The organism is Enterococcus alishanensis, from assembly GCF_019218635.1.
Lineage (GTDB): Bacteria > Bacillota > Bacilli > Lactobacillales > Enterococcaceae > Enterococcus_A > Enterococcus_A alishanensis.
The window spans coordinates 25,792-51,359 of the sequence record NZ_JAHUZB010000003.1; the positions used below are offsets into that span (position 1 = coordinate 25,792).

Annotated in this window: 27 protein-coding genes and 1 riboswitch; of the genes, 17 read left to right on the forward strand and 10 right to left on the reverse strand. The window is 37.5% G+C overall.

Features of this window, described 5'->3' with window-relative positions; all coding sequences use genetic code 11:
- Positions 1-167 precede the first annotated feature (167 nt).
- From KUA55_RS06970 to KUA55_RS07000, 7 genes are all read left to right on the forward strand, one after another.
- Positions 168-1,247, forward strand: a complete 1,080-nt coding sequence (locus KUA55_RS06970; protein WP_246601433.1) for a M24 family metallopeptidase — start codon at positions 168-170, stop codon at positions 1,245-1,247.
- 10 nt (positions 1,248-1,257) lie between these two features.
- The gene (gene pepI / locus KUA55_RS06975) at positions 1,258-2,139 is read left to right on the forward strand and encodes a proline iminopeptidase (RefSeq protein ID WP_218325481.1); all 882 of its coding nucleotides are present in this window, start codon (positions 1,258-1,260) and stop codon (positions 2,137-2,139) included.
- Positions 2,140-2,170: 31 nt separating this feature from the next.
- Positions 2,171-3,523: a peptide MFS transporter gene (locus tag KUA55_RS06980; RefSeq protein WP_218325482.1), complete on the forward strand. Its 1,353-nt coding sequence runs from the start codon at positions 2,171-2,173 to the stop codon at positions 3,521-3,523.
- A 137-nt stretch (positions 3,524-3,660) separates the two neighbouring features.
- Positions 3,661-4,494, forward strand: coding sequence for a prenyltransferase (locus tag KUA55_RS06985; RefSeq protein ID WP_218325483.1), 834 nt, complete (start codon positions 3,661-3,663; stop codon positions 4,492-4,494).
- Positions 4,495-4,507: 13 nt separating this feature from the next.
- Positions 4,508-4,780 (forward strand): zinc ribbon domain-containing protein, encoded by a 273-nt coding sequence (locus KUA55_RS06990; protein WP_218325484.1) that lies wholly within the window; start codon positions 4,508-4,510, stop codon positions 4,778-4,780.
- Positions 4,781-4,898: 118 nt separating this feature from the next.
- A complete protein-coding gene (locus KUA55_RS06995) occupies positions 4,899-5,135 on the forward strand; it encodes an AbrB/MazE/SpoVT family DNA-binding domain-containing protein (RefSeq protein WP_218326142.1) in 237 nt (78 codons plus the stop codon).
- A complete protein-coding gene (locus KUA55_RS07000; RefSeq protein ID WP_218325485.1) occupies positions 5,132-5,536 on the forward strand; it encodes a type II toxin-antitoxin system death-on-curing family toxin in 405 nt (134 codons plus the stop codon). Before KUA55_RS06995 ends, KUA55_RS07000 begins: the two co-directional genes overlap by 4 nt.
- A gap of 43 nt (positions 5,537-5,579) precedes the next feature.
- Here KUA55_RS07000 and KUA55_RS07005 read toward each other — a convergent pair whose 3' ends face one another.
- From KUA55_RS07005 to KUA55_RS07040, 8 genes are all read right to left on the reverse strand, one after another.
- Positions 5,580-6,032, reverse strand: coding sequence for an ABC-2 transporter permease (locus KUA55_RS07005; protein ID WP_218325486.1), 453 nt, complete (start codon positions 6,030-6,032; stop codon positions 5,580-5,582).
- A 9-nt stretch (positions 6,033-6,041) separates the two neighbouring features.
- Positions 6,042-6,221, reverse strand: coding sequence for a hypothetical protein (locus KUA55_RS07010; RefSeq protein ID WP_218325487.1), 180 nt, complete (start codon positions 6,219-6,221; stop codon positions 6,042-6,044).
- On the reverse strand, positions 6,202-6,948 hold the full coding sequence (locus tag KUA55_RS07015; protein WP_218325488.1) for an ABC transporter ATP-binding protein: 747 nt from the start codon (positions 6,946-6,948) through the stop codon (positions 6,202-6,204). Before KUA55_RS07015 ends, KUA55_RS07010 begins: the two co-directional genes overlap by 20 nt.
- A gap of 5 nt (positions 6,949-6,953) precedes the next feature.
- Positions 6,954-7,412, reverse strand: a complete 459-nt coding sequence (locus KUA55_RS07020; RefSeq protein WP_218325489.1) for a helix-turn-helix domain-containing protein — start codon at positions 7,410-7,412, stop codon at positions 6,954-6,956.
- Between the two features lie 585 nt (positions 7,413-7,997).
- Positions 7,998-9,173 carry a cation:proton antiporter gene (locus tag KUA55_RS07025; protein ID WP_218325490.1) on the reverse strand — a complete coding sequence of 392 codons (1,176 nt, stop codon included), beginning with the start codon at positions 9,171-9,173 and terminating at the stop codon, positions 7,998-8,000.
- The gene (locus KUA55_RS07030; RefSeq protein ID WP_218325491.1) at positions 9,163-9,513 is read right to left on the reverse strand and encodes a hypothetical protein; all 351 of its coding nucleotides are present in this window, start codon (positions 9,511-9,513) and stop codon (positions 9,163-9,165) included. Before KUA55_RS07030 ends, KUA55_RS07025 begins: the two co-directional genes overlap by 11 nt.
- Positions 9,513-10,790, reverse strand: a complete 1,278-nt coding sequence (locus tag KUA55_RS07035; protein ID WP_218325492.1) for a chloride channel protein — start codon at positions 10,788-10,790, stop codon at positions 9,513-9,515. Before KUA55_RS07035 ends, KUA55_RS07030 begins: the two co-directional genes overlap by 1 nt.
- Before the next feature lie 46 nt (positions 10,791-10,836).
- Positions 10,837-10,908: riboswitch (Fluoride riboswitch) on the reverse strand.
- A 237-nt stretch (positions 10,909-11,145) separates the two neighbouring features.
- Positions 11,146-11,913, reverse strand: coding sequence for a DeoR/GlpR family DNA-binding transcription regulator (locus tag KUA55_RS07040; RefSeq protein ID WP_218325493.1), 768 nt, complete (start codon positions 11,911-11,913; stop codon positions 11,146-11,148).
- Between the two features lie 167 nt (positions 11,914-12,080).
- Between KUA55_RS07040 and KUA55_RS07045 the strand changes: the two genes are divergently transcribed.
- From KUA55_RS07045 to KUA55_RS07085, 9 genes are all read left to right on the forward strand, one after another.
- On the forward strand, positions 12,081-14,420 hold the full coding sequence (locus KUA55_RS07045) for a formate C-acetyltransferase (RefSeq protein WP_218325494.1): 2,340 nt from the start codon (positions 12,081-12,083) through the stop codon (positions 14,418-14,420).
- Positions 14,421-14,430: 10 nt separating this feature from the next.
- Positions 14,431-15,210, forward strand: a complete 780-nt coding sequence (locus KUA55_RS07050; protein WP_218325495.1) for a glycyl-radical enzyme activating protein — start codon at positions 14,431-14,433, stop codon at positions 15,208-15,210.
- A gap of 206 nt (positions 15,211-15,416) precedes the next feature.
- On the forward strand, positions 15,417-17,381 hold the full coding sequence (locus KUA55_RS07055; protein ID WP_218325496.1) for a BglG family transcription antiterminator: 1,965 nt from the start codon (positions 15,417-15,419) through the stop codon (positions 17,379-17,381).
- Position 17,382: 1 nt separating this feature from the next.
- Positions 17,383-17,844, forward strand: a complete 462-nt coding sequence (locus tag KUA55_RS07060; protein WP_218325497.1) for a PTS sugar transporter subunit IIA — start codon at positions 17,383-17,385, stop codon at positions 17,842-17,844.
- A 27-nt stretch (positions 17,845-17,871) separates the two neighbouring features.
- Complete coding sequence (locus tag KUA55_RS07065; protein WP_218325498.1) at positions 17,872-18,186, forward strand: PTS fructose-like transporter subunit IIB; 315 nt, start codon at positions 17,872-17,874, stop codon at positions 18,184-18,186.
- Between the two features lie 13 nt (positions 18,187-18,199).
- Positions 18,200-19,291, forward strand: coding sequence for a PTS fructose transporter subunit EIIC (locus tag KUA55_RS07070; protein ID WP_218325499.1), 1,092 nt, complete (start codon positions 18,200-18,202; stop codon positions 19,289-19,291).
- A gap of 60 nt (positions 19,292-19,351) precedes the next feature.
- Entirely contained in the window at positions 19,352-20,035 is a 684-nt protein-coding gene (locus KUA55_RS07075; RefSeq protein ID WP_218325500.1) for a fructose-6-phosphate aldolase, read from the forward strand.
- 170 nt (positions 20,036-20,205) lie between these two features.
- Positions 20,206-20,913 carry a GNAT family N-acetyltransferase gene (locus KUA55_RS07080; RefSeq protein ID WP_218325501.1) on the forward strand — a complete coding sequence of 236 codons (708 nt, stop codon included), beginning with the start codon at positions 20,206-20,208 and terminating at the stop codon, positions 20,911-20,913.
- 174 nt (positions 20,914-21,087) lie between these two features.
- On the forward strand, positions 21,088-21,603 hold the full coding sequence (locus KUA55_RS07085) for a GNAT family N-acetyltransferase (protein ID WP_218325502.1): 516 nt from the start codon (positions 21,088-21,090) through the stop codon (positions 21,601-21,603).
- Here KUA55_RS07085 and KUA55_RS07090 read toward each other — a convergent pair.
- Both KUA55_RS07090 and KUA55_RS07095 read right to left on the reverse strand, forming a co-directional pair.
- The gene (locus tag KUA55_RS07090; protein WP_218325503.1) at positions 21,600-22,781 is read right to left on the reverse strand and encodes a hypothetical protein; all 1,182 of its coding nucleotides are present in this window, start codon (positions 22,779-22,781) and stop codon (positions 21,600-21,602) included. The genes KUA55_RS07085 and KUA55_RS07090 overlap by 4 nt on opposite strands.
- A 350-nt stretch (positions 22,782-23,131) precedes the next feature.
- On the reverse strand, positions 23,132-24,010 hold the full coding sequence (locus tag KUA55_RS07095; RefSeq protein WP_218325504.1) for a LysR family transcriptional regulator: 879 nt from the start codon (positions 24,008-24,010) through the stop codon (positions 23,132-23,134).
- 251 nt (positions 24,011-24,261) lie between these two features.
- On the opposite strand from KUA55_RS07095, the gene prdC reads away from it, so the two are divergent.
- Positions 24,262-25,554 carry a proline reductase-associated electron transfer protein PrdC gene (gene prdC, locus KUA55_RS07100; RefSeq protein ID WP_281419013.1) on the forward strand — a complete coding sequence of 431 codons (1,293 nt, stop codon included), beginning with the start codon at positions 24,262-24,264 and terminating at the stop codon, positions 25,552-25,554.
- Positions 25,555-25,568 lie beyond the last annotated feature (14 nt).

The following is a 25,568-nucleotide window of genomic DNA, read 5'->3' on the forward strand; positions in this document are numbered from 1 at the left end:
AGGTGAATTATTACACAAGCATATTATTTGACTCGGTAAATTGCAAACTGTTATACATCAAGTTTTTTTGGTAATCGTCGCTATAAAAAATGTCATGTAAAACAATCTGCGTATTGTTTTTATGAGCCATGTGAAGATGGCAAAATATAGCTAAGGGAGTGTTGATTTTGTTAAAAGAAAGTCGCGTTCAAAGAATCGTTGAGAAGATGAAAGAGGAAGACTACGGTCAGTTACTTGTTTCTGATCCAGTAGCAATCTTTTATTTGACTGGACGTTGGATCCATCCTGGTGAACGGTTATTAGTATTGGTGATTACACCAGAAGGTAAAAATACTTTAATCGTTAACAAACTATTCCCGATCGAAGAAGATTTAGGTGTGGACAAAGTCTTTATCGATGATACGGATGATGGTGTGGCTAAAGTTTTAGAATATGTTGACTCAAGCAAAAAATTTGGGATCGACAAAAACTGGCCAGCTCATTTCTTATTACGCTTAATGGAATTAGTGCCAGATGCAAAATTAGGCAACGGCTCAACGATCACTGACAGTGTGCGTGCAATCAAAGATGATGAAGAACAAGAATTGATGAGAGAAGCTTCTCGTTCTAATGACATGGCGATTGATCGCTTGAAGAAACTTCTTTCTAATGGCTGGACTGAACGTAAAATGACTGAAGAATTAGCGAAAATTTATGCTGAATTAGGCAATTCTGGTTATTCATTTGATCCAATCGTTGCTTATGGCGCAAACGGAGCTGACCCGCATCACGAAACAGATGATTCATTACCTAAACCAGGTGATAGCATCGTTGTTGATATCGGTGGCGTGAAAAACAACTACTGCTCAGATATGACAAGAACTTATTTCTACAAAGAAGTTCCTGAAAAGAGCCGAGAAGTTTTCGAAATCGTTAAAGAAGCTTGTCAAAGAGGAATCGATGCAGTGAAACCTGGCGTAACATTGGCATCAATTGATGCAGCTGCTCGTGACTACATTACTGAAAAAGGCTATGGCGAATACTTCACTCACCGTCTAGGTCACTTCATCGGTATTGAAGATCATGAAACTGGAGATGTTTCAGGTTCTAACCAAAACTTGACTGAAGTCGGCAACGTCTTTTCAATCGAACCAGGCATTTATATTCCTGGCGAAGTTGGTGTGCGGATTGAAGATTTAGTAATCGTAACAGAAGATGGCTGCGAAAACTTAAACAGCTATCCAAAAGATCTAGAAATCGTTGGCTAGGAGGAATAAGATGAAAATCACCGAAGGCTATATGCCCTTTAAAGATTACAAAACTTATTATCGGGTAGTCGGTGAGCAAGGTCAGGGGAAAACACCTCTGATCTTACTTCACGGCGGCCCAGGCTCTACCCATAATTATTTCGAAGTACTAGATGAGATGGCAGTCGATGGCCGTCAGTTGATTATGTATGATCAGCTTGGCTGCGGAAAATCAGCAGTTCCATCAAATCCAAGTCTTTGGACAAAAGAAACCTGGACAGAAGAATTGATTGCTTTGAGAGAACATCTAGGGTTAGACGAAGTCCATATTCTAGGTCAATCTTGGGGCGGCATGTTAGCAATTATTTATGCTTGTGATTACCAACCCAAAGGAATCAAGAGTTTGATTCTATCAAGTACCTTGCCTTCAGCAAAATTATGGGCGCAAGAACAACACCGCATGATTAAATTCATGTCAGAAGAAGATCAAGCAGCAATTGCTAAGGCAGAAGCTACTGGGAACTACGATGACCCAGCTTATTTGGCTGCCAATGATCGTTTTATGGTGCGTCATGCTGCGGCAGTACCAACAGCAGATTCACCTGAACCACTGCGTCGGGAAAAAGTACCCGGAACAGAAAGCTACATCACAGGTTGGGGACCAAACGAATATTCACCAACTGGTACTTTGCATGACTATGAATATACAGATAAATTACCAAACTTAATGATTCCTAGTCTAGTAACTAGCGGCACCAATGATTTGTCCACACCACTAGTTGCAAAAACCATGTTTGATGCCATCCCAAATGCAAAATGGGAACTATTCGCCTACAGCCGTCACATGCCATTTGTTGAAGAAAAACCTAAATATATGGCAATTTTGGAACAATGGATGCGTGATAACGACTAAAAAAATATTTATTTAAGAAAGAAGGATGAAAATGGAAGCGACTCCTGTGAAAAAGAAAAAACCTTTTGGCTTTTATGTCTGTTCATTGAGTTTCTCTTTTGAGCGTTGTGCTTTTTATACTGTAAAGTATATGTTGGCAATTTGGATTGCAACAACTGTTGGTAAAGGCGGGTTAGGATTTGATGATGTGAAGGCAGCTTCAATGTCTGGGGCATTCTTAGCTGCGACTTATATCACACCAATCGTTGGGGGCTATTTAGCCGATTACTGGTTGAGCCCACGACTTTGTGTACCAGCAGGTGCAGTTTTAATGGGGATTGGTTATTTGCTTACTTGGCAAGCCAATTCATTAGGTATGGTTTGGGCAATGATTATTTTAGTTGCCATCGGGACTGGTTTATTCAAAGGGAACTTATCAGGGATTAACGGGTTGCTGTTCAGTGATGAAAAAGAACTGAATGAGGCCTTCTCAGTACAGTATTCATTTGTAAATATCGGTTCATTTACTGGGACAACATTCTTAGTATTATTAATTCCAGTAATTGGTTACAACGGCGTATTCTTAATTTGTGGATTGCTATTATTCTTAGATGCTATTTGGTTCTTAGTAAACGGTCGTGCTTTAGGTGACGCTGGTAAAAAACCATTCAAAATCGACCAACGTCAATTCGTTGACGAACAAAAGAAAGCAGCTGAAGAAAATCAACCTTTATCTGCTACTGATAAAAAACGTGTATTTGCGATTGTATTAGTAACAATCTTCTCAATTGTTTTCTGGACTGTTTGGTATTTGGCTTATATGCCTGCTTACTACTACTTCGGTTGGGGTGACGGCGCTGGATTCTTAGGCCGTGCCAACTGGTTTATCGGTAACTTCCATGTACCAACTTCTTACTTCGATTCAATGAACGCCTTGACTTGTATTATCTTAGGTCCACTTTTAGGTCGTTTATGGACGAAGATGGCGAACCGTCCGAAAGGCGATATGAGCATGTTCAAGAAAACTGCCTTAGGAATTATCCTAGTTGGTCTTTCTTATGTGGTTATGGTCTTCTCAGACATGATTGGTAACGGCGCAACTTCATTAGTATGGATTGCAGTTATTTCAATCTTGATGTCAGTTGGGGAAATGATCTTCTCGCCATTAGGGAACTCATTTATCGTGAACTTGGCACCATCAAAACTAATGGGCTTCTTGTTAGGTTTATGGCCAATCGCGGTATTCGCTTCAACTTTGATTTATCCAAGAATTTATTCATTGTTACAAACAACTGATCCTAGTCAATTCCAAATGGGTTACGGAATCTTAGCAGCTATCGTAATCGTGATTGGTTTGGTTCTATGGTTTGGTTCTAAAACATTGGATCAATTAGAAAAAGATTAATCAGACTTTAGACTTTGGAGAATTTTCTTCGAAGTCTTTTTTTTATCAGTTTGACCGCTATTTTTAAAAAAGATAAAATGGATAAAAGCGCTTCAAAAAAGGAGAAAAGCTAATAAGTAAACAAAGAAGGTGAAACCATGTACCAACGAGATATCGAGATCATTATGAGTTATAAAAAGCAGTTTGATTTTGATTATTGGACGACGGAGGATTTACGTTTGTTTAAGGGCAGTCCGTATAATGCAGTGACGGCACCGACTTATTTGGTGGAGCTGGGAATACCAATTGATGATCCGGTGATTCAGGCAAATGTCGATTTGCTGTTTTCAGTGTTAAGGGAAGATGGGCGTTTTAAAGTCTATCCAAAAGGTGGTATGGTCCCTTGTCAGACAGCGATTACTTTGACGAGCTTGTGTCGTTTAGGACAAGCGCAAGATCCGCGGCTGGCAAACTCTTACCGCTATTTTTTAGAGATGCAAGAAGCTGATGGTGGTTGGAAATGTAAAAAATATAGTTTTGGACGGGGACCAGAGACGGAATTTTCCACTCCCATGACAACGTTGTATGTGTTGCATGCTTTTATTTATCAACCGAATTTTAAAGAATTGCGGCAATTAGATGGGGCGGTAGAATTTTTATTAAAACATTGGGAGATGAAGGTGCCAATTGGTCCTTGTCATTATGGAATTGGCAGGTTGTTTATGCAAGTGGAGTATCCGTTAGGGGATTACAATATTTTTCATTATGTCTATGTCTTGTCCCATTATCCTAAAGCGCAAAAAGACCCGCGTTTTTTGGAAGCGTTTGAATGGCTGAAAAGTCGAACGGTTGCGGATCAAATCGTGGTGGAACGCCATTCTCCTCGTTTGAATAAATTGGCTTTTTGTAAAAAAGGGGAAGTCAGTCAGTTAGCAACAAAGTATTATCAAATGATTTTGGAAAATTTGACTATCAATAAAGGAGCTGATTAAAGGAGCTGATAAAATGCAAGAAATCACTTATTGTCAAAGTTGTGGAATGCCCTTGGAAAATCAGGAAATGTTGGGGACAGATGCTGGCGGTAGTAAAAATCAAGAGTATTGTTTTTATTGTTATCAAGATGGAAATTTCACAAGTGAAAGGACGATGGAGGAAATGATTGCGCTTAGTGTGCAGCATTTAAAGGAAGATAGGGTACTGAAGGCACAAAATAAAACAGAAACTGAAGCCCGAGAATTTATGTTGGGATTGTTCCCGCAGTTGAAACGGTGGCAGTAAAAGCTTGCTATAATAATGAACAGTTTTAGGTAAAGTCATCCTAAAACTGTTTTTTTATCGAGATAAGTATCTACTTTTTAAATGTATATACACATGATATAATAGATACAAAGGAGAGATTTCAATGGAAAAAAAATATAAAATCAGAAAATCTGGCAATAGTGATGTGACCACGATTCCTAAAGAAGTTAAAGAACATATCGGGGTCAATACTGGCGATTCAATAAGTTATTTGTTGAAGGAAGATGGTTCGATTGTGATCACTAAAGCCGTTGAAGAGGTTGATATTGATCAAATTGTGATTTCCGTGATGGCTGAATATGATGAAGCAATTAAAGATTTGGTAGACTTATGATTTACTTGAGTAGTGAAGCAATTGTAAGGATTAACGCGCGAGTCATAACAAATTATTCGCCTGGTGAAATGATTGGATTGAAAGATGCAAAAGCCTTAGCAATGATAGTAAATTTGCCACAGCAAGTCGTTTTTGGTCAAGAACTTTATCAAACGATTTTCGATAAAGCGGCTATTTTAGTGATAAATTTAATCAAACGTCATCCTTTTCACAATGGGAATAAGCGTACAGCGCTAGTCGCTATGGTGACTTTTTTGAAAATAAATGACTACCGAGTTGATTTGGACCAAGCAGAGGCGGTTGCTTTTATTTTAAAGATCACAACTAGCCAACTGGCATTTGACGAATTAAAAGCAGAAGTTGTTGAAAAACTAGCCGAAATAGCTGGCTCAATAGATTAAAACTTGTCTGGATGAAAGTATCTAAGACAAGTTTTTTTGTATACTATAAATCAACTTTTTCAAAGCGTTCTTTGGAAATTTTAAAGGCCAAGAGGTTGCCAGCGATGAAGAAAATCAATGCGAAAAGAAATATCGGTAGTTGCAATCGTAGATCGGTTTTATTTAGACTATTTAACCAAGCTAATTTGGGGATGTGGCTGATGGTTTCAGTTAAAACAGCTATTAAAAGGGCGGGTACCATTCCTTTGATAAAGGCCTTGCCAATTTTGTAGGCTGTTTTGTAAAATTCGGTGAAAAAGAAAAAGTTGAACAGTGTGAAAACCAGCAAACCAGCGGCATAATAAGTTAAATTTGGCGCAATACCAACGGTGTTTTTAATGGGGATTTGAGTGATTCGAATGATTGTAAAAGATAGAGTCAGAAATAATTGGGCGATTTGTGTAGTGATAAATAATGCAAATTTACCTTTTACGACCTGACTTTTTTTAACTGGCAAAGTTGCCGTTTAAAAAGCATCGTGATTTTCTCGTCCATTTTGCAAAGTAATCAGTGGCGCGAAACAGCCAAAAATAAAAACCGTCGTGTAAGGATAGCTAGGAATTAAAATCAGTGCCCCCATCCATAATAAAATATAGAGAGTGGGATGGGCTGCTAAACGAAACTCTTTATACAGCAAATGATTCATGTGAAACATTCCTTTCTGAGTAGAGCATGATGTCTTCTAAAGTCGTATTTGCTGGATTTTCCTTTTGAAAAGTCTGGATAAAGCGATCTTTCTCAGCACTTAATACCAGTTGACCTTTTCGAATATAAGTAATATGAGTGGCACATTTGTCTAAATCCGAAGTAATGTGCGTAGAAAAAAGAATACTTCTGGTGCCGTCAGCAACTAAGGATTGAAAAATCTCTAATAATTCCTCGCGAGTGACAGGATCTAGGCCGCTAGTCGGTTCATCAAAAATAAACAATTTTGCTTGGTGGGATAAAGCTAAGGCAATTGCATATTTGACTTTCATACCTTCAGATAATTGGTTAACTTTTTTATTTTCAGCCAATTCAAAAAGCGTCATGTATTTTTGGTAAGCAGCTTCATCCCAATGACGATAAAATTTTTTAGTGACTTGTGAAATATCCCGTAATTTTTTGTAAGGATAAAAATCTGTCCCTCCTAGGACAATCCCTAATTGTTGCTTACAAGCTGCTTCAGCTTGAAAAAAATTTTGTCCAAACATCTTAATTTCCCCACTATCTGGGTGCACCATATTTAGCAAAGATTTGAGAGCCGTGCTTTTACCAGCCCCATTTTTGCCAATCAGCCCCATGATTGCGCCGGCGGGCAAATTAAAGCATAGTCTGTCTAAAGTAAATTGCGGGTATTTTTTAGTCAAATTTCTGACAGTCAATAAATCCATGAAAATCACTCCTTTGTTTTCGGATAAAAATTGTCCATCATTTCCTCAGCTGCCCGCAAGAAATGATCCGCGGGAATCAAGGCCAAACCTTGTGTTTCAGTTGCACTATCACCTAAGACCATCAAGCGATCCCCAGCTTTTAGCTGCAACAAATCTCTAGCAGCTTTTGGCAATACTACTTGTCCTCTTTCAGCGAGAACGACAGTGCCAAAAATATGTTTATTTTTCGGTGGCAGGGGAATATTTTCGGTTGGCGAATAATAAATTAAATCTTCTAAGGAAACATCATAAAGTTGCGCCAATAAATCGCAGTTTATCAAGTCTGGAATCGTCTCCCCAGCTTCCCATTTAGAGACAGCTTGGCGGGAAACACCGATTTTTTCAGCCACAGTCTCAATGGAATAATGATTGCCTTTGCGCAAATAAATCAAATTCTGACTGAGATTCATTTTTTTATTTTTCATACTTTTCATACCTCCCACTTTCATTTTAACAAGTCATTCCAGAGATTCAACCAACTCTTGAATACATTTTTTGTTCGTTTTAGTTGCACAAGTAAAATCAATAGTTGCTGTAGCAATTGTAGATTTTCATCATCATACATGCGATAAGCATAGTCAGATATTTTTTTGACTTTGAATCGAACCCTAGCTAGCGTAAGGTACGCGTAGAAATATCATAAGATCTAGAAACAGCAGTATTCGCACATTATGACATGCTTTTTATCTCCATTTTTCAGTATGAACTGCGGAAGGACCTTGACGTCAAAATAAGTCTGATAAATATTGTGCTAGAGGGAATTTCTTTCAAGACTGATTTTATTCGAAAAAATGCTAATACTGATTAATTTATCAGTATTAGCATTCCAATTGTAATTTAGCGATCTGGAAGTCTATTTGCTATTTTTACCTTACGATTTCGATAGATAAAATGATTGAGTGAAATAGTATGAACCATTATATCGGTGGATATAGTGTGGGTCGCTAAAAAATGTAAATAAAAATGATTGTCATTCTTTTTAAGGTATCACAGTAGTTTTATTGGTAAACTCATTCAGTCAACAGTTTTTGATAGGACAAGTCTATCAAGTAGGCTCCAATAGGTGCGGTTATCAAGATGGATAAAACAGCAACGGTTAACATCATTTCACCATTAGAAATGCCAAGAGCAAAAGGAATACCGACAATTGCAGCTTGAACGGTTGCTTTTGGTGTATAGGCAATCATACAAAATAACTTTTCTTTAGAGTTTAAGTTCGTTTTAAGAAGCGCGAGCAGTACACCAACCATTCGGATGAGTGTAACCAATAAAATAAATAAAATAGGCAATATACCAGCCTTTAAAGCAAATGTTATATTAACGCTGGCACCGACAAGTACAAAAAGAAAAATTTCAGCAGCTAACCATAATTTATTAAATTTGATGGCTAATTTTTGTGCAATAGGAGGTTGAAACTGAAAAATTGTCAAACTTAAGCTGATGACACTGAGCATACCAGAAAATGATAAGATTCCTTCCAACTGATCCTCAACACCCATTAAAAGAAATGAGACACTCATAATAATTAAGACTTTGAGAGAATCTCTTATTGCCATTTTTTTGAATAACTGAACTATAATAATACCAGTTAAAACGCCTCCTAGAAAGCCTAAAATAATGGCGACAGGAATTTGTCCTAACAGACTAACTGTAAATTTATCACCTTGATTTATACCTAAAAAAGAAGCAAATAGAACTAATACAAATACATCGTCAACAGATGAACCAGCTAACAGTATTTGTGGGATTTTTTTATTTTTTCCTAAGCCTTCTTCCATTAATTTTAACATTCTAGGCACGATAACTGCTGGAGAAACTGCGGCAATGATACTACCTAATAGCAATGATTCTGCTATCGAAAAATTTAAAAACAAAGGTGCTAATATAACTGTGCCGATAATTTCTATCAAAGCAGGAAGAAAACACATTAAAATGGCTGGTCGTCCGACTTTTATTAAATCTTTTAAATCAAGGGAAAGTCCAGCTCGAGTCAAAATAATAATTAAAGCAATTTCTCTTAAATCAGTAGAGATGGATAAAAGATCCGAGCTAAGCAAGTCTAAAGCAAAAGGACCTAAAAGGATTCCTGTACAAAGAAAACCAACTAATGGTGGTAAATGCACTTTTTTGGCAAAACTACCAAGTATTAACCCTAATAAAATTACTATAGCAATACTAATTAACATCCTCTTCTCCTTTCTTTGAATGATTATTTATCTTTTTAAAACTAATTTTTGAAGGTTTAAAAAAAAGTTCATTGGTTAAGAAAAGTCGGTCCAATCGATTGTGTTGCTGATGAATGTGAAAATTTAAAACGTATTCTTTTCCTTCTTCTAAAATGTAATATTTTTTTTTATCTGCTGGATGCCCTAACCAAGCCCCATTTTGTATATCAAATATGTGGTGCCCTAGTCGAACACTCCCTTCATCAACTTTTATGATAATCGTTTTTTTACCAGTCGTTTCAAAGGGAATTTCATAATGTTTTGAACGCCAACCTTTTGCTAGATGTATATGATTGTTCATTATTTATTTTCCTTTCTGCTAGTTAAATCACTTATTCGATAGCCTTCGTGATGTTTTAAATAAAATGATTTCGCTTGTACAATAGTTTGAGCAGGATATATTCCTTGGTGACCAGAAACAAGATAACTGATAAATGAGGCCATTGCATAATAAGGCAGAGCTTCAACACCAAACAAATCAATACCTAACATGATAGTCGTAATTGGTACATTTGCTGCACAACCAAAGACAGAAATTAAACCCAATGCTGCTAGAAAAGATGGCGAGATATTTGTTAAATTACCTATGACACTGCCAAGAGAAGCACCTATGTCAAAAAGAGGAGTTACTTCGCCACCTTGAAATCCTGCTCCCAAAGTTAAACCAGTATAAAAAAGTTTTAATATTGGATCTAGCCATGAGGAATTACCTCTAAAAGCATGATTGATTAAATTTAGGCTTAAGCCCTCATATTGCTGACCAGAAAAAAGTAAGATTAAAATAACGAATATGGAAGCACTAATTAACGCCCTAAGTAAGTAATTAGCAATTTTTTCTTTATAAATTCGTTTTAATGTATGGGTCCATAAAGCAAATAAACGCCCAAAAATGCCAAATAAAATTGATGCGATGAAAACGATAAATAAAAGTTTCCAACTCATTTGTGGCAGGTCAACAATTCTATGCAGCTCATGACTAGTTCCGAATTTCAATGAAGTATAGTTAGCTATATAAGAAGCTAAAAAGCAAGAAATCAAGGAGGAACGTTCTATTTTTCCAATGTAAACCATTTCCATACCAAAGAAAGCTCCTGCCAGAGGGGTTCCAAAAATGGATGAAAACCCCGCGCTTACTCCTGCATGAATCAATTGTTTATGTTGATTTTTTTCAAGCCGAAATAGTTGACTTGCTTTGTTAGAAAGAACACCACCAATTTGGACGGCTGAACCCTCTCGACCTGCGGAACCACCAAAAAGATGGGTAAGTAAAGTAAATAAAAAAGTAAAGATACCCATTCTAAAAGGGACATCAATTTCATTTTGAGTACTTTCGATAATCAAATTATTACCTTTTTGGGATCCTTTTCCATAGTTTTCATAAACGAAAGCAGTCAGCACGCCAATTACTGGCAGAAATAGCAAGAGGACATCATGGTGACTTCTATAATTTGAAACAAAATTTAAACCGAATAATAGATAGTGAGATACGACACCCATTGTTAAAGCAACTACAATGACTAAAAAATAAAAAATTAACCTTTTTTTGAAATGCGGATTTTTTAATCTATTAATTTTCATTTAACCTTCCTTTCTGAACAAAAAAACTGATGACTTCCACAAATAAACATTTGCAGAAGTCATCAGCTATTAGGCAGTTTTGGATTAACCAAGGGAGACATTCATTCCCTTATTTAATTGTTCATTTATTTTTAGCATAGAGATATTTTGTTGTCAATTAAATTTATGAGAAAAACTGAACATTCTGTTGTTTAGTTCTTACCGGATGCTGATTAACGAATATTCGAGAGACAAGTAAAAGCTACTGTTTCTTGTTATCTATCATTTATAAAAAAATTCCCCTTAAATTTTTTAGATATAAAAGCTGAAAATTGCTAAATTGACTATTTTTTTATGGATTCACCATCCTTAAAAATCACGGAACCAAAATCAAGCGAGTCTGGTGTCGAATATTATTAGCAATTTCAGGTGATAAGCCTTGATTTGAGATAACGACATCAACCTCTGACCAAGAAGCGACTTGCACAAGAGAAGTGGTTTGGAATTTTGAATCGTCGATTAGGACGATTTTTTTTGATGATTTTTTCAGCATTAATCTTTTGGCTTCAGCGTCTGCTAGGGAAGAAGTACAAAAACCATTTCGATTTTTAACCCCACTGGAACCAAAGAAGCAAACGTCAAATTGGATATCGGGGTACATTTCTTTTCCCGTATCGTTTCGAAAAGTCATATCTTCGGCATTGTATTGTCCGCCAAAAGAATAAAGTAGGTGATGGGCAATGGCCAGCTCTAAAATGGCAGCTAACGAACCAGTAAAAATTTGTCGTGACGATAGCTGAGCGATTTTGCTGGCAAGAAGTGCTACGGTACTGCCCTGATCAAGACCAATAATTAAATCTTCTGATTGCAAGAGCTCCAACGCTTTTGTGACGATGGTTTCTTTTTTGGCTAAATTTTTTGGTCGACGATGGAAGACAGGCTCCAAAGGTTTTTCTTTGATTAAGAGGGCGCGTCCGTGTTTTTTTTCTAAAATTCCTTCACTAGCTAAATAGGCTAGATCTTTACGAATCGTTTCGTCTGATACATCAAACAAGCTAACCAAAGTAGCGACTTTCAAGTTATTTTCTTTATAGAGCAAAGCGGTGATATCTTTTCTTCGCTGTGCAATTTCTGATGCCTTCATTTGACTCACCTCATTAATAAATTAACAAGTATTTCCAATAAATTCAACAAAAAAGTTGGGATAATCGGTAAAAATTGGAATATTTTTACTTAATTCCAAGAAAAACGTGGAAATCGTTTATGTGAAAAATTATACTAAAGAAAATATAACGAGGAGATGAAATAGTTATGTCACAGATAGTAAGTGAGGCTAACACTGCGAATATCGTAGTTGATGGCAATCAGCGGATCCAAACAATGAAAGATCATTTATTTAAGGAAAAACGCCAAATTTCATTAGAACGTGCATTACTTTATACGGAAAGCTATCAGAAAACAGAAGGTGAACCGACGATTATTCGACGGGCGAAAGCGGTGGTTCATATTTTAGAAAATGTCGCGATTAGCATTCGTGAAGGAGAATTGTTGGTGGGCAATCGAACGATTCGTCCTCGTTCAGGGATTCTTTCACCGGAGATGGACCCTTATTGGATCATGAAAGAAATTGATACGATTGATGGACGACCCCAGGATCAATTTGAATTTACTGAAGCAGATAAGAAAATTTACCGGGAAAAATTATATCCTTATTGGCAAGGTCGCTCCATGAAGGACTTTATTAATCAGCAACTGACTGATGAAGTGAAAGATGCTTTAAAAGATGAAGTCTTTAAATTAAATCAAACAGACAAGGGCCAAGGACATATCATCATGGATTTTCCCGGCATTTTGAATCATGGGATTGCGTATTATATTGATCAGTTAGCGGAAAAAATCCATGATCAGCCGGAAAATGATTTTTTTAAAGCAGGATATTTAATTTTTGTTGGATTGCGGAATCATTTTATTCGTTATCAAAGACTGGCTTTAACCTTAGCAAAATCTGCCGATTCGGTGAGAAAAAATGAACTGTTGGTTATTGCTGGGATGTGTCAGAAATTAAGTCAGGAAAAACCAAGTTCTTTTTACGAAGCACTTCAGCTATTATGGATGACCAGTATTGTAGGTCAATATGAATCCAACGCCTCTTCCTTGTCATTAGGGCGAATGGATCAATATTTATATCCTTTTTACGAGGCTTCACTTAGGGCAGGTGAATCAGAAGCGTTTTTATACGAAGTTTTAGGTGATTTTTATATTAAAACCAATGATGTTGTTTTACTGAGAAGTGAAACCAGTGCTAAATGTTTTGCTGGTTTTCCGACGGGCTACACAGTCGTTTTAGGTGGTCTCGATGAATTAGGTCACGCTTCAGTTAATCCTTTGTCTTATTTGATGTTGGATCTATATCATGAAATTTTGCTACCGCAACCTAATCTGTCTGTTCGGATGAATGAAGTTATTCCTCGAAAATTTTTGTTAAAAACTTGTGAAACGATTCGTCTAGGAACAGGGATTCCGCAATTATTTAATGATGAGGTTTGCGTGCCAGCCTTTTTAAGTAAAGGCGTTTCATTAGATGATGCTCGAGATTATGCAACAGTCGGTTGTGTTGAAACGTCAATTCCTGGGAAAACATATGGTTTACATGATATTGCGTTGTTTAATCTTTTAAGGATTATGGAACTCAGTATCTATGATCTGAAGGATAAAAAAAACGTCAGCTACGAAATGTTGTCAGCCGATATCAAAGCTAAAATTGATTATTATGTTGAGTTGGTTGTTAAAGGATCAAATATTGTTGATTTGGGTCATCGGGCTTATGCACCTACACCATTTTTATCAGTTTTAATTGAAGATTGTTTAGCTAATGGTCAAGATGTAACAGAAGGTGGTGCCCGTTATAATTTTTCTGGTGTTCAGGGAATTGGCGAGGCAAACTTGAGTGATGCCATGTACGTCATTAAGAAAATGGTCTTTGAAAATCAAGAGTTAACCTTTGCTGAATTAGTGGAAGCATTGGCTGCAAATTTCGAAGGGAAATATCAATCCCTGCAACAACATGTGATTCAAGATTTTGATAAGTATGGTAATGACAATGATGAAATCGATCAAATAGCGGCAAGTTTTTTCCGGCATTATGCAAAAGAGCTCGAAAAATATGAAAATGTACGTGGCGGAAAATTTATTCCAGGAGCATATACAGTATCGGCTCATATTCCTCTTGGGGAAGCCGTGGGGGCAACACCAGATGGTCGTAAAGCGCAGGAACAGTTGGCAGATGGCGGCTTATCACCTATGGTGGGGCGTGATCGTTTAGGACCGACTGCAGTATTGAAATCGGTTAGTAAATTGGATAACTATTTGACTGTAAACGGCAGCTTGTTAAATATTAAATTTCAGCCCAACACTTTAAAGGGTCAGCAGGGTCTTAATAAATTTGCGAACTTTTTAATGGCTTTTACTAAATTAAAAATTCAACATGTCCAGTTTAATGTGCAATCAAAAGAAACCTTGTTGGATGCTCAAAAAAATCCCGCGAAATATTCTGGTCTGTTAGTGCGAGTAGCTGGCTACAGTGCCTTTTTTGTCGATCTGAATAAGCAAATTCAAGATGATATTATTGCCCGCGTAGGACATGAATTATAGGAGAAGAAAAATGACTGAAGGCCTAGTTTTTAATATTCAACGCTATTCGGTCCACGATGGCGACGGTATTCGGACGATTATTTTTTTAAAAGGCTGTCCCTTGAAATGTCCTTGGTGCTCAAATCCAGAATCACGCTTAGCAGTTAAGCCAACGGTCTGGAATAAAAATGGTCAAGCAGAGACAGTAGGCGAGTGGTGGACGGTCGATCAATTAGTCGAAGAAGTAATGAAGGATGAAATATTTTTTAGAACTTCCGGCGGTGGTGTGACTTTATCTGGTGGAGAAGTTCTGATGCAAGCAGAATTTGCCCAAGCATTGTTAAAAGAGCTACATCAACTAGGTGTAGATACCGCCATCGAGACGACTGGCTGTTTTCCCCTTCAAGAAATAGCTAGTTTGACGCCTTATCTAAATCAAGTATTATTCGATTTAAAAATAATGGATCAAACAGACGCTCGTCAGGTTATTGGTATCAATCAGGAGCTAGTTAAGGAGAATTTTGCGTTTTTACGCACACAAAATTTGGAATTAACGCCAAGAATTCCTTTGATTCCAGGATATACCACGAGTCAATCAAATATCCAGGCATTGATTGACTATTTGATACAACAAGAAGTGTCTGCGGTTCATCTTTTGCCCTTTCATCAGTATGGAAGTAATAAGTATCAATATCTTGGTTGGGAATATCAGTTAAAGGATGCTTCGACTCTGACTGATGCAGAGGTTAGAACCATTCAATCAATTTTCGAAGCGGAAGGTATTTCAGCAAATGTGGATGGTCTGAAATAAAAAAACGAGGCGGAATAAATAGGAAATTTATTTTTTCTATTGAATACCGCCTGTTTTTTTCTTTTTTATTATAAATGAAACGATTCATTACATAAAAAATGCTTATTTCAACATTAATGCGGAAATCAGATGTATTATCTTGCTGAAAAATCATGTGATATATTGAGCTTACAGTTGATAAGCGCTTACAATTTGGAGGAGAAAAAATGGGAGGAATAAAAGCCAGACAAAAATATTTGATTCAGTTGCTAGTTCAAAATGAAGATTATTTACCAGTTGCTTATTTTGCAGAAAAAATAGCAAAAACCAATCGCACAATTTATTCCGACCTTGAAGCGATTCAAAATGAGATAAATCTAGAAGCCTATAATATTACCCTTGAAAGAAAACCACGCAGAGGCATTCGTTTATTGGGAAATGCCGAGGACAAGATGAAGTTACTCCAGCAGATGGATCTAGACCTAGTTGAATGTCCCGGGCAAAGTCCTGCACAGAGACAATTTCTGATTGCCAAAATGTTATTAATTGATGAAGCAACCGTCACTCATAAAGGTTTATCGGAAGAATTTCATGTTAGCCCCAGTTCAATCATGCAAGACTTAGAAAAAATCCATCAGCAATATCATGTCAATGTTTTGTCTTCAAACAAAGGGACCTGCGTCGTTTGTAGCGAAGAGGATTTGCAAAGAAGTATTTTTCGTTTTTGTGAAAACTATTTAAAAGAGCACCATATATCAGATGATGGATTATTTGAACAAAAAGGTTACCAAGCATTAACCGCATTATTCGGGGACCAGATTGTTACAGCTATTATTGAACAAATCACCAATATTGAACGACACTCAGAATTTGATCTTTCCTATCAGTATAAAAAATCGATTTTACTTAGTTTTATCATTTATTTTTTCCGATTAAAGAAAGGCCAGCTATTAAGTCCCCAAAAAGAATTTTTATTTGAGCAAATTCAATCTATCGATACTTATTATCTTGCCACTGAGCTAGTCGCGGATCTTGCCAAAAGACTTAATTTTGATAATTCTGAAGAAATTGTGGCTTACATTAATCGTCAATTGATTGGCTATGGCGTAAAAATGAAAATGAGCGATCAAAAAGACTACCAAAAGTTTGAACCAATCATTGATCAAATTTTCCAACAAATGGGGGAAATGATGCAAGTTGATTTCAGCCAAGATCGAGAGTTAAAAGAGCGATTTATCAAACATTTTATTCCAATGATTTATCGCTTGAAATTAGGCCTAGAAACCACCAATCCATTATTGGCAGAAATAAAAAATCAATATTCGGTTATTTTTAGAGCGACCTGGTATGCCATGGCTGTCGTTGAAAAACAATTAGCTGTTAGTTTCAACGAAGAGGAAGTCGCCTTTTTAGCAATGTACTTCCAAGTATCATTAGAAAAATCTAGAAATGGCAAAAAGATTTTAATTGTCTGTCCGACAGGGGTGGGAACTAGCGAATTGATTTTAAATCGAATTGCACGGGTCTTACCAGCACAAGATATTGCTGAAGTAACGACCTTACAATCGTTATATAGTAGTCAATTAGCTAGCGTGGATTTGATTATCTCTTCTGTTGAACTAACGGATATTCAAGTGCCCGTGATTAAAGTTTCTCCGTTGATTACGGAAGAAGACATCAAAAATATTTCTTCCTTGTATGCCGATTTCTTTTTTAGAAATGAAGAAACAGAACAATTAATTACCACTGATTTCCCTCATCTGAGAGAAATCTTAGATCTTTCGTTGATTGAAACCCGTTGCAGGTTTAAAGACAAACAACAATGTTTAGACTATATGATTGAAAAACTAGAAAAACGAAAAATTGTCACCAAAGATTTTCGCAGAGAAGTTTTCGAAAGAGAAAAGCTTGGCGAAACAGCTTTGAGCACAGGAGTAGCCATTCCTCATGCGGCACCACAAAATGTGCAGGTAACAAAGATATTTTTATTGGCACTAGAAGAACCGATTTTATGGAGTAACAAAAAAGTTAAATTCGTTTTATTGATTTGTATTGCTGATCAAGAGCGCCGTTTGTTAAAAGGGGCGATGACTGATATTCACAAATTAGTAAAAACAGATCAAACAGTCAACTATTTCTTCCATAACAAGAGTGCTGAAGAAATCTACCAACTAATTAAAGGAGTGTCGTAAGATGGAAATTATTAACGCAGAATTAATTGATTTAGATATTGATGCCACCACCAAAGAGGAAGCCATTCAAGCCTTAGCAAAAAAAATTCATGGGGCAGACCGACTGAATGATTATGATGGCTATTACGAAAGTGTAATTGCCCGCGAAGAATTGACCACTACTGGCATTGGATTTGGGATTGCGATTCCCCATGGGAAAACACCCCATGTAAAAGAAACCACCGTCGCTTTTGGTCGTTTAAATCAAGCGTTGGACTGGAAAAGTTTAGATGAGACGGATGTGAATGTAGTCTTTTTACTAGCTGTTCCAGAAGCGTGTCAAGGCAATCAACATTTAAAAATTATCGCCAGTCTTTCCCGTAAGTTGATTCACGAAGATTTTAGAAAAACTTTACAAGATGCTAAAAATCCTTCAGAAATTTTAGCTGTCTTAAATGAAAGTTTACAAGCAGCCGTAGCCTAAAAAAACATTTAAAAGGGGAAATATAATATGAAAATTGTAGCTGTAACAGCATGTCCTTCAGGAGTAGCCCACACTTATTTAGCAGCTGAAAGTTTAGAATTAGCTGGAAAAAACAACAGTGTCGAGTGTCACGTAGAAACACAAGGGTCGATCGGTATCGAAAATGAATTAACCACAGAACAAATTGCTGCCGCAGATGCCGTAATTTTAACCAACAATATCGGTATCAAAAATGAAGATCGTTTTAAAGGGAAGCCAGTTGTCCGTATGAGTGCCGCAGATTGCATTAATAAAGCTGATGCAATTATAAAAAAATTGCAAGAAAAATTAGGTAAAGCATAGGGGGAGTAAACGAATGATAGAATTACTAAAAAATACCCGTAAAAATTTAATGACTGGCGTTTCTTATATGATTCCTTTTGTAGTTGCTGGTGGGATTTTACTGGCATTGAGTGTCTTATTTTCAGGTACAGCCGCGGTCCCGACTGAAGGGATCTTAGGAGATATTGCCAATATTGGTGTCGTTGGCTTAGGTTTAGTCGTACCTATGTTATCAGGTTATATTGCCTTTTCGATGGCTGATCGTCCAGCTCTGGCACCCGGAATTATTGGTGGGATGATTGCCAGTAATATTGGTGCTGGATTTATTGGCGGGATTTTATCAGGTTTAATCGCAGGGATTGTGATTTATTACTTGAAAAAAATCAAATTGCCTTCTAGCTTACGTTCATTAGGCCCAATCTTTGTTTTTCCATTGTTGGGAACAATCATTGTCGGCGGTTTAATGTATTGGGTAATTGGTCGACCAACTGCAATGTTAATGGCCAGTTTAACTTCATGGTTAGAAGCAATGGGCACAGGAAATTTAGTTGTTTTAGGTCTGATTTTAGGAGCGATGATTGCTTCTGATATGGGTGGACCGATTAATAAGGTAGCCTTTAGTTTTGGCTCTGCAATGGTTGGAACGGTCGATCCGTCAACCGGATTACCTAGCGCAACAGCGGTCGCAATTATGGCGGGGATTGGTGCAGCTATCTGTATCCCACCATTAGCGATGGGTTTAGCAACAATTGTGGCACCCAAAAAATTCTCAGTTGAAGAACGCAATTCAGGAAAAGCTGCTATTGTCATGGGCTTGGTTGGTATCTCAGAAGGCGCGATTCCTTTTGCAGCAGCCGATCCGTTACGTTGTATTCCAGCCAATATCATTGGAAGTGCGATTGGTTCAGCAGTTGCCATTGGTTTAGGCGCTGGTAATCCTGCACCATGGGGTGGCTGGATTGTCGCACCAGTCACGAGTAATCCACTTATGTATATTCTTGGAACTTTGATTGGAACGGTGATTACAGCTGGAATTGTCATTGCTTTGAAGAAAAATGTAGAAGAAAAAGTTGAAGAGATCCATCCACTGAACAATGATATCGAGTTTGATATTGAAATTATGTAATTTGTTGTAAAATCTCAATATAGTATTGGTCGCAAAAATAATTTTTAAGGAGCCCTCATCATGGAATTTTTACTGGATACAGCCAATTTAACAGAAATTACTCGTTACAATGATAGCTTGCTGCTAGCCGGAGTTACCTCTAATCCTTCCATCATTAAAAAAGAAGGTAAAATCGATTTTTTCAATCATATGAAGCAAATTCGCGAAATCATTGGTTTTGATAAAAGCTTACACGTTCAAGTTGTTGCCAAAGATTACGAAGGCATGCTAAAAGATGCTGAAACAATTTTGGCAAAAATTGACGATCAAGTCTACATTAAGGTCCCGACTTCAGAAGTTGGTTTGAAAGTTATGAAGGAACTAAAAAAACGGGACATCAATGTCACCGCAACGGCGATCTACACAAAAATGCAGGGATACTTAGCGATTGCGGCAGGAGCTGATTATTTAGCCCCTTATTTTAATCGAATGGAGAACTTATCGATTGATTCTAGTGAAGTAATCTATCAACTAGCAGAAGAAATCACTCGAACAAAGAGCGCGACCAAAATTCTGGCTGCCAGTTTTAAAAATGTTGGTCAAGTAACCACAGCACTAGAAAGTGGATCCCAAGCGGCAACTATGGGGGCCGATATTTTAGCCGCAGCTTTTGCGATGCCTTCGATTGAACAAGCTGTGACTGATTTCTCCAACGATTGGGAAGAAACTTTTGGTGAAGATGTAACTATTTATAACTTAGGTTAAAAATATCATAAAAAAAGCCCACTCTTTAAATCTAAAGTGTGGGTTTTCTTTGGTTTGTCTTAAAGTATGAATCAAGCTATTGATAAACGTAGTTGTCATGACAATCTTAATCAGTTTTCAGCAAACCGTCATACCTAACTGTTAAACTAATCGAAAAGGAGGCTAAAAATATGTATCAAGTCAAAACTCTTGAAAATTTTCCTTTAGAGAAATTGTATCAGACATTTATGAAAGCCTTTTCGGATTACGCGGTACCCTTCAATCAAGATTTTAGCCAGTATGAGAACATGTTAAAGCGCCGCAGCTATCAACCGGAAATTTCGGTGGGGGCTTTTCAAGAAGATCAATTAGTTGGTTTTGTTTTAAGTGGGTTTCGAAAAATTGATGGCCAGTGGACGGCGTATGATTTGATGACAGGTATTGAACCGGAAAGTCGTGGCAAAGGACTGTCTAATCAAATGATGACTGCCATCATGGAAGCTTATGTTGAAGCCGGTGTGGAAAAATATCAGTTGGAAGTTTTACAGGAGAATACGACAGCTTATCATCTGTATGAAAAACAAGGAATGACCATTCGGCGCAGTTTTTCAGTGATGCAAGCACAAAAAGAATTGGTGCCACCAGATAAATCTATCAGCCAATTATATTTTGTCGAAAAATTATCGCCAGCTGAATGGGACTTAATGGAAACTTTTGCCGATGTGGCTGATTCATGGCAAAATGCCCGTCAATCAGTCGAAAATGTTGCAGAATTATTTGATGTAGTTTTAGCCAAAATCGATAATAGAATTGTTGGCTACGGTATTGTTGAAAGAGCCACTGGTGACGTACCGCAATTGGCTGTGGCGAAAAATGCGCGCCGTCAAGGCATTGGTTAAGATCTACTGGCGGCGCTACAGACCCATAGTCAAAAACCATTGCGTTTAGTGAATATTGATACTAGTTTGGTGGAGATGCTGCAATTTCTTACAAATCTGGGCTTCACCGAAACTACTAGCCAATATGAAATGGTCATGACGATAACAACTGAATAAATGCGGAGGGTACGTGGGATGATGATTGAAACACAACGACTGATTTTACGAGAAATGTCGCAAGCCGATCTGCCAGATTTAAAGGCGATGCTGCAAAACCCTAAGGTGATGTATGCTTATGAGCACGATTTTACTGATAAAGATGCGCAAAAATGGCTGGATCGTCAGCGAAGAAGATATCATACAGATGGTTTTGGCTTGTGGGCCATGGTTTTAAAAGAAACAGGCGAGATGATTGGACAAGCTGGTTTATCTTTACAAGCCTATCAAGAAGATCAAGTTTTGGAAATTGGTTATTTATTAAAGGAAAATGCTTGGCATCATGGCTATGCCCGTGAAGCTGCCGAAGCTTGTAAAGAGTATGCATTTGAAGTATTACAACAAGATCAAGTTTGCTCGATTATTCATCCTGATAATCATGCATCTATTAAAGTTGCTGAAAGTATTGGTATGACTAAACTGGCTGAATTTATTAGTAGTTATTATAATGGTGATCAGCTGCAGTATTTATATGGAATTAACCGACCACTTTAATGGTGGCCGGTTTTTTTTGGCTGGACATCCTGGATTTTAAGAATCATTATTCGGTCGGTAATAATCGGTCGCCCAAATAAAGCATCAACTTCGCGATATTTTTTTGCGCCACTTTCAAATATAGCGGATAAATGGTCGGAATAAACCGATATTTGCTCAATCGATGGCGGCATAGTGATAGTGTGATCCCCGACAGTTTCTTTGTCTAGTCTGAAACCAGTGCCGGATTTTTGATTGGGTTGTTTCACTTGAATCATTGAGTTTTCTATTCCTTCCGAAGAAGAAATCAAAGTCAAACCGGATTTACCAGTGACAGCAACACCTTGTGTATTAGGATCATCGATGGAAATTTTACTTAAAATATTTTCGGCTAACAGTCGCTTTACTAGTTGTTTGCGAGAGGTTAAATCAACTCCATCGACTACGGTTGAAATCCGAGCATCAGGTAGACCAGTTGTTTGGTCGGTGGGCATCACCATTAACGGGCCGGGTTTTCCAGGTCGATAAATGCCGACAATTAATTGATTTTTATAATATTGGATGGTTGAAGTCCGGGTATACCAGGGAATCGAAATACGGGTAAAAGCAATCGCGCCTTTGACTTTACGGGCATCATAACTATCAATCGTGGCTTGACTAGTATAGGCAATTCCGGCAGCATCTTTTTTGTGATCATCCGCCCACCAAAGTCGTTGCCGTTCCTGATCATAAGTAATTCCACCAACATGGGATTTGGAGCCTAAAATCAAAGTTTTTTCGTAAGTTCGACTTTTTTTATGAATGATCACAATGATTGAATCACGTTTATGATCACCATCATACAAACTGATAAAATATTGGTTACCAGATTCAGTCACCCCTTGAGGTACCCAATTAGTCCCAAAAGAGGCTTGTTTGGTTTGATGATTGACAGACCAAGCACCTCTCAAGCCAGGAATGACAATCGAAGAAACATTGGCAGGATCGATTTTCTGCCCATCGGCTTTGACGCGGGAAATACTATTTTGTTCAAAATTTTTCTTAGTTACCAGTGCTTTAGTGTCAGCAGTCCATTTTGGTACTTCACTGGATCTGGCGATCATATCGTTTAAATTTTGCCGGTTTTGATACCAATTGATGGCCAAAAATAATAAGACTACTGTTACAATAGCTCCTAGAACCCAAAAAAACTTTTTCATGTTGTCCCTCTCCTGTCAATAAACGTTTGCTGTATTATACAAACAAATGCGAATCGAAGGAATTAATCTGTCTTTTTGTAGTACCAACTATCAGTAATAAAATAATTTTTAAAAAAAGAAAGGCCATTATTTAAAAGTGAAAAATCATGGTACAATAGACTTGTAAAGTAAGCGTTTTATTATAGATCAAATTCGCAATCATTTTTTCTTCATTCCTGAAACATTACCCTCCTTTGTGAACACTTTAAAAAATTTTGCCCCTTTTTGCACGCGTAAATCATTTCATTAAGTTTTTGAACATAAAAAAGCTGCCAAAGAATGACAGCTTAATCCTCTTCCCTCAATCTAAATCAGATCACCGGGTTTTCTTGAAAGTATTTTTTTGTATAGTCGACAAATTTGGTAACCGCTGGAGTGACAATGTCTTTTGGTAATAAAATCCCAAGCTCAATAAATGCTGGTGGATTCAATGGTTTTTTAGCTAAATTAACGTTGCGGCCTTTAGTAATCAGTTCGTTCATGACACTCATACCTAAACCTTCCTCAATCATTGCCAAAGCAGAATAGTTTTCAAAAGTTTGGTAACCAATTTTCGGAGTTAGTGAATATTTTCTCAATAAATTAGAAACATCTTCGTCATTCCCGCCAGCAGTGACAATGAAGTCATCAATTTCGACATCTTTTAAGTCGTAGTATTTGTCATTGGCTTTTGGATGATCCAAAGGTAAAACGGCAATCATCGGGTCAGTTCCTAAGGGAATCCAGGTGTAGTTTTGTGTATTTTGGCTACTGGCAAAACCTACGTCAACGCGCTTTTCATCTAAAAGGCGCATGATTTCTTGATTGACGCCTTCGGTAATTTTGATTTTTATTTTAGGGTATTGTTGATTAAATTGTTTGATAATTTTTGGGAGCCAATGGTTTGCGACACTGGGATAACTACCAATATGGATGGTTCCTTGATTCAAGTCGTGAATCTCACTTAAAGTCTGCTCATATTTTTCTTCTAATTTGATAATTGAACGTAAAATCGGTAGAAGTTCGGCGCCATCGTGCGAAAGGGTAACTCCTTTTTTGGAGCGAAATAAAATTTTAAATCCGATTTCTTCTTCTAAGGAATTCATCATATGAGAAATGCCTGAGACCGTATAGCCTAGCTCTTCAGAAGCTTTAGTGAAGCTGCCTAAGTCAACGACTGACAACAATACTTTGTATTTTCTAGTATCCATTTTTTTACTCCTTTTTTATAGAAAAAGCGAAATCACTTCCATTGTTGAGACATCTTCAAGGATAAGTTGAAAAAGTAGCGATTTACTTAATAATACTATTAAATTATATTATTCACAAGAGGGTCACTCTGAGCTTATTATTATAAGTGAAAAATCTTACAATGGTTGGTTAAATAACTGTATTTTAAGTGATATTAACTTTCCATCAGCAACAAAAAGTACCACCATTAACTAAGAGGAGGTGAATCAAATTGACAGAAATTCTAATACCATTAAAGCAACATGTCGGCGCACCTTGTAGAGGTATCGTAGAAAGTGGACAACATATTTCTCGCGGAGAATTAATAGCGGTTCCAAATGGTTTAGGTGCCAACGTTCATGCGAGTTTTTCGGGAACAATTGTGGAAGTAGATGATCAAAATGTTGTGATGACGATTGATCAAGAACAAGATTTTTCGACTTACGTAAAAATTCCTGAGACTGAATCTGACATTCAAGCAGTCGAAGTCGCAGGTGTCGTAGGTGCTGGCGGAGCGGGTTTTCCAACTTTTCTTAAGTTAGCTTGTGAGATCACAGAAGGTACCTTTATTGCAAACGGAGCTGAATGTGAAGCGTTATTAGCTCACAATGTTAAACAAATGAAAGAACATTTGGCGCAGTTAGTTCGTGGTGTGAAATATTGCATGACGATGACGCAAGCACCAAAAGGCGTGATTGCCATCAAAGGTAAGCATCGTCAATTGGTTTTACAAATGGAAAAAGCGGTAGCTAACGAACCGAATATTTCTGTTTATCAATTGCCAGATATTTATCCGGCAGGCGATGAACGGATGATTGTGCGGGAAGTTTTAGACATCGTTTTAGAGCCTGGTCAGCTGCCATCAGAAGTTGGTGCTGTAGTTGACAATGTGGAAACCATCAAACGAATCGTTGAAGCTATTGAAGACCGTAAACCTTTTATTGATAAAGATGTGACTGTATCTGGTCGCGTGAAACAAAAAGAAACAGTTTTTGTTGATGTACCGATTGGGACATTTGCAAAGACGTTGATTAACAATGTCGGCGGCTATGTGGAACCTCATGGCGAAATCGTTTTAGGGGGACCTATGACTGGTCGAAGTGGCACAGAAATGAGTCCGATTACTAAAACTTGTGGCGGCGTGCTAGTCGCAATGCCATTCCCACAAGAAAGCCGTAAGATTGGTTTATTAATCTGTGAGTGTGGCGGTTCTGCTGAACGCATGACCGAAATTGCCAACAACATGGGTGCTGAAGTTGTGGCAGCCGAGCGTTGCAAACGAATGGTAGAAGTGAATGGACGATATAGATGTGCCTTACCAGGTATCTGTCCGGGACAAGCGCAAACCGTAATGGCCTTGAAGAAACAAGGTGCTGAAGTTGTGATGACTGGATCGTGTTCCGATTGAACGAACACCGTTATGGGTGTAGCTCCTAGGTTAGGAGTTCCGGTTTATCATCATACAGATCATGTGCTGCGTGCAGATGGACATAAGCTATATCGTCGATTACCAACTAGCAATTAAAAATTAGGAGGAAT

Bases quoted from the DNA above. Each gene is read 5' to 3' on its own strand.
- pepI (WP_218325481.1), top strand. From the start codon at position 1,258: ATGAAAATCACCGAAGGCTATATGCCCTTTAAAGATTACAAAACTTAT.
- KUA55_RS06980 (WP_218325482.1), top strand. From the start codon at position 2,171: ATGGAAGCGACTCCTGTGAAAAAGAAAAAACCTTTTGGCTTTTATGTC.
- KUA55_RS06985 (WP_218325483.1), top strand. From the start codon at position 3,661: ATGTACCAACGAGATATCGAGATCATTATGAGTTATAAAAAGCAGTTT.
- KUA55_RS06990 (WP_218325484.1), top strand. From the start codon at position 4,508: ATGCAAGAAATCACTTATTGTCAAAGTTGTGGAATGCCCTTGGAAAAT.
- KUA55_RS07000 (WP_218325485.1), top strand. From the start codon at position 5,132: ATGATTTACTTGAGTAGTGAAGCAATTGTAAGGATTAACGCGCGAGTC.
- KUA55_RS07010 (WP_218325487.1), bottom strand. From the start codon at position 6,221: ATGAATCATTTGCTGTATAAAGAGTTTCGTTTAGCAGCCCATCCCACT.
- KUA55_RS07015 (WP_218325488.1), bottom strand. From the start codon at position 6,948: ATGGATTTATTGACTGTCAGAAATTTGACTAAAAAATACCCGCAATTT.
- KUA55_RS07020 (WP_218325489.1), bottom strand. From the start codon at position 7,412: ATGAAAAATAAAAAAATGAATCTCAGTCAGAATTTGATTTATTTGCGC.
- KUA55_RS07025 (WP_218325490.1), bottom strand. From the start codon at position 9,173: ATGTTAATTAGTATTGCTATAGTAATTTTATTAGGGTTAATACTTGGT.
- KUA55_RS07030 (WP_218325491.1), bottom strand. From the start codon at position 9,513: ATGAACAATCATATACATCTAGCAAAAGGTTGGCGTTCAAAACATTAT.
- KUA55_RS07035 (WP_218325492.1), bottom strand. From the start codon at position 10,790: ATGAAAATTAATAGATTAAAAAATCCGCATTTCAAAAAAAGGTTAATT.
- KUA55_RS07040 (WP_218325493.1), bottom strand. From the start codon at position 11,913: ATGAAGGCATCAGAAATTGCACAGCGAAGAAAAGATATCACCGCTTTG.
- KUA55_RS07045 (WP_218325494.1), top strand. From the start codon at position 12,081: ATGTCACAGATAGTAAGTGAGGCTAACACTGCGAATATCGTAGTTGAT.
- KUA55_RS07050 (WP_218325495.1), top strand. From the start codon at position 14,431: ATGACTGAAGGCCTAGTTTTTAATATTCAACGCTATTCGGTCCACGAT.
- KUA55_RS07055 (WP_218325496.1), top strand. From the start codon at position 15,417: ATGGGAGGAATAAAAGCCAGACAAAAATATTTGATTCAGTTGCTAGTT.
- KUA55_RS07060 (WP_218325497.1), top strand. From the start codon at position 17,383: ATGGAAATTATTAACGCAGAATTAATTGATTTAGATATTGATGCCACC.
- KUA55_RS07065 (WP_218325498.1), top strand. From the start codon at position 17,872: ATGAAAATTGTAGCTGTAACAGCATGTCCTTCAGGAGTAGCCCACACT.
- KUA55_RS07070 (WP_218325499.1), top strand. From the start codon at position 18,200: ATGATAGAATTACTAAAAAATACCCGTAAAAATTTAATGACTGGCGTT.
- KUA55_RS07075 (WP_218325500.1), top strand. From the start codon at position 19,352: ATGGAATTTTTACTGGATACAGCCAATTTAACAGAAATTACTCGTTAC.
- KUA55_RS07080 (WP_218325501.1), top strand. From the start codon at position 20,206: ATGTATCAAGTCAAAACTCTTGAAAATTTTCCTTTAGAGAAATTGTAT.
- KUA55_RS07085 (WP_218325502.1), top strand. From the start codon at position 21,088: ATGATGATTGAAACACAACGACTGATTTTACGAGAAATGTCGCAAGCC.
- KUA55_RS07090 (WP_218325503.1), bottom strand. From the start codon at position 22,781: ATGAAAAAGTTTTTTTGGGTTCTAGGAGCTATTGTAACAGTAGTCTTA.
- KUA55_RS07095 (WP_218325504.1), bottom strand. From the start codon at position 24,010: ATGGATACTAGAAAATACAAAGTATTGTTGTCAGTCGTTGACTTAGGC.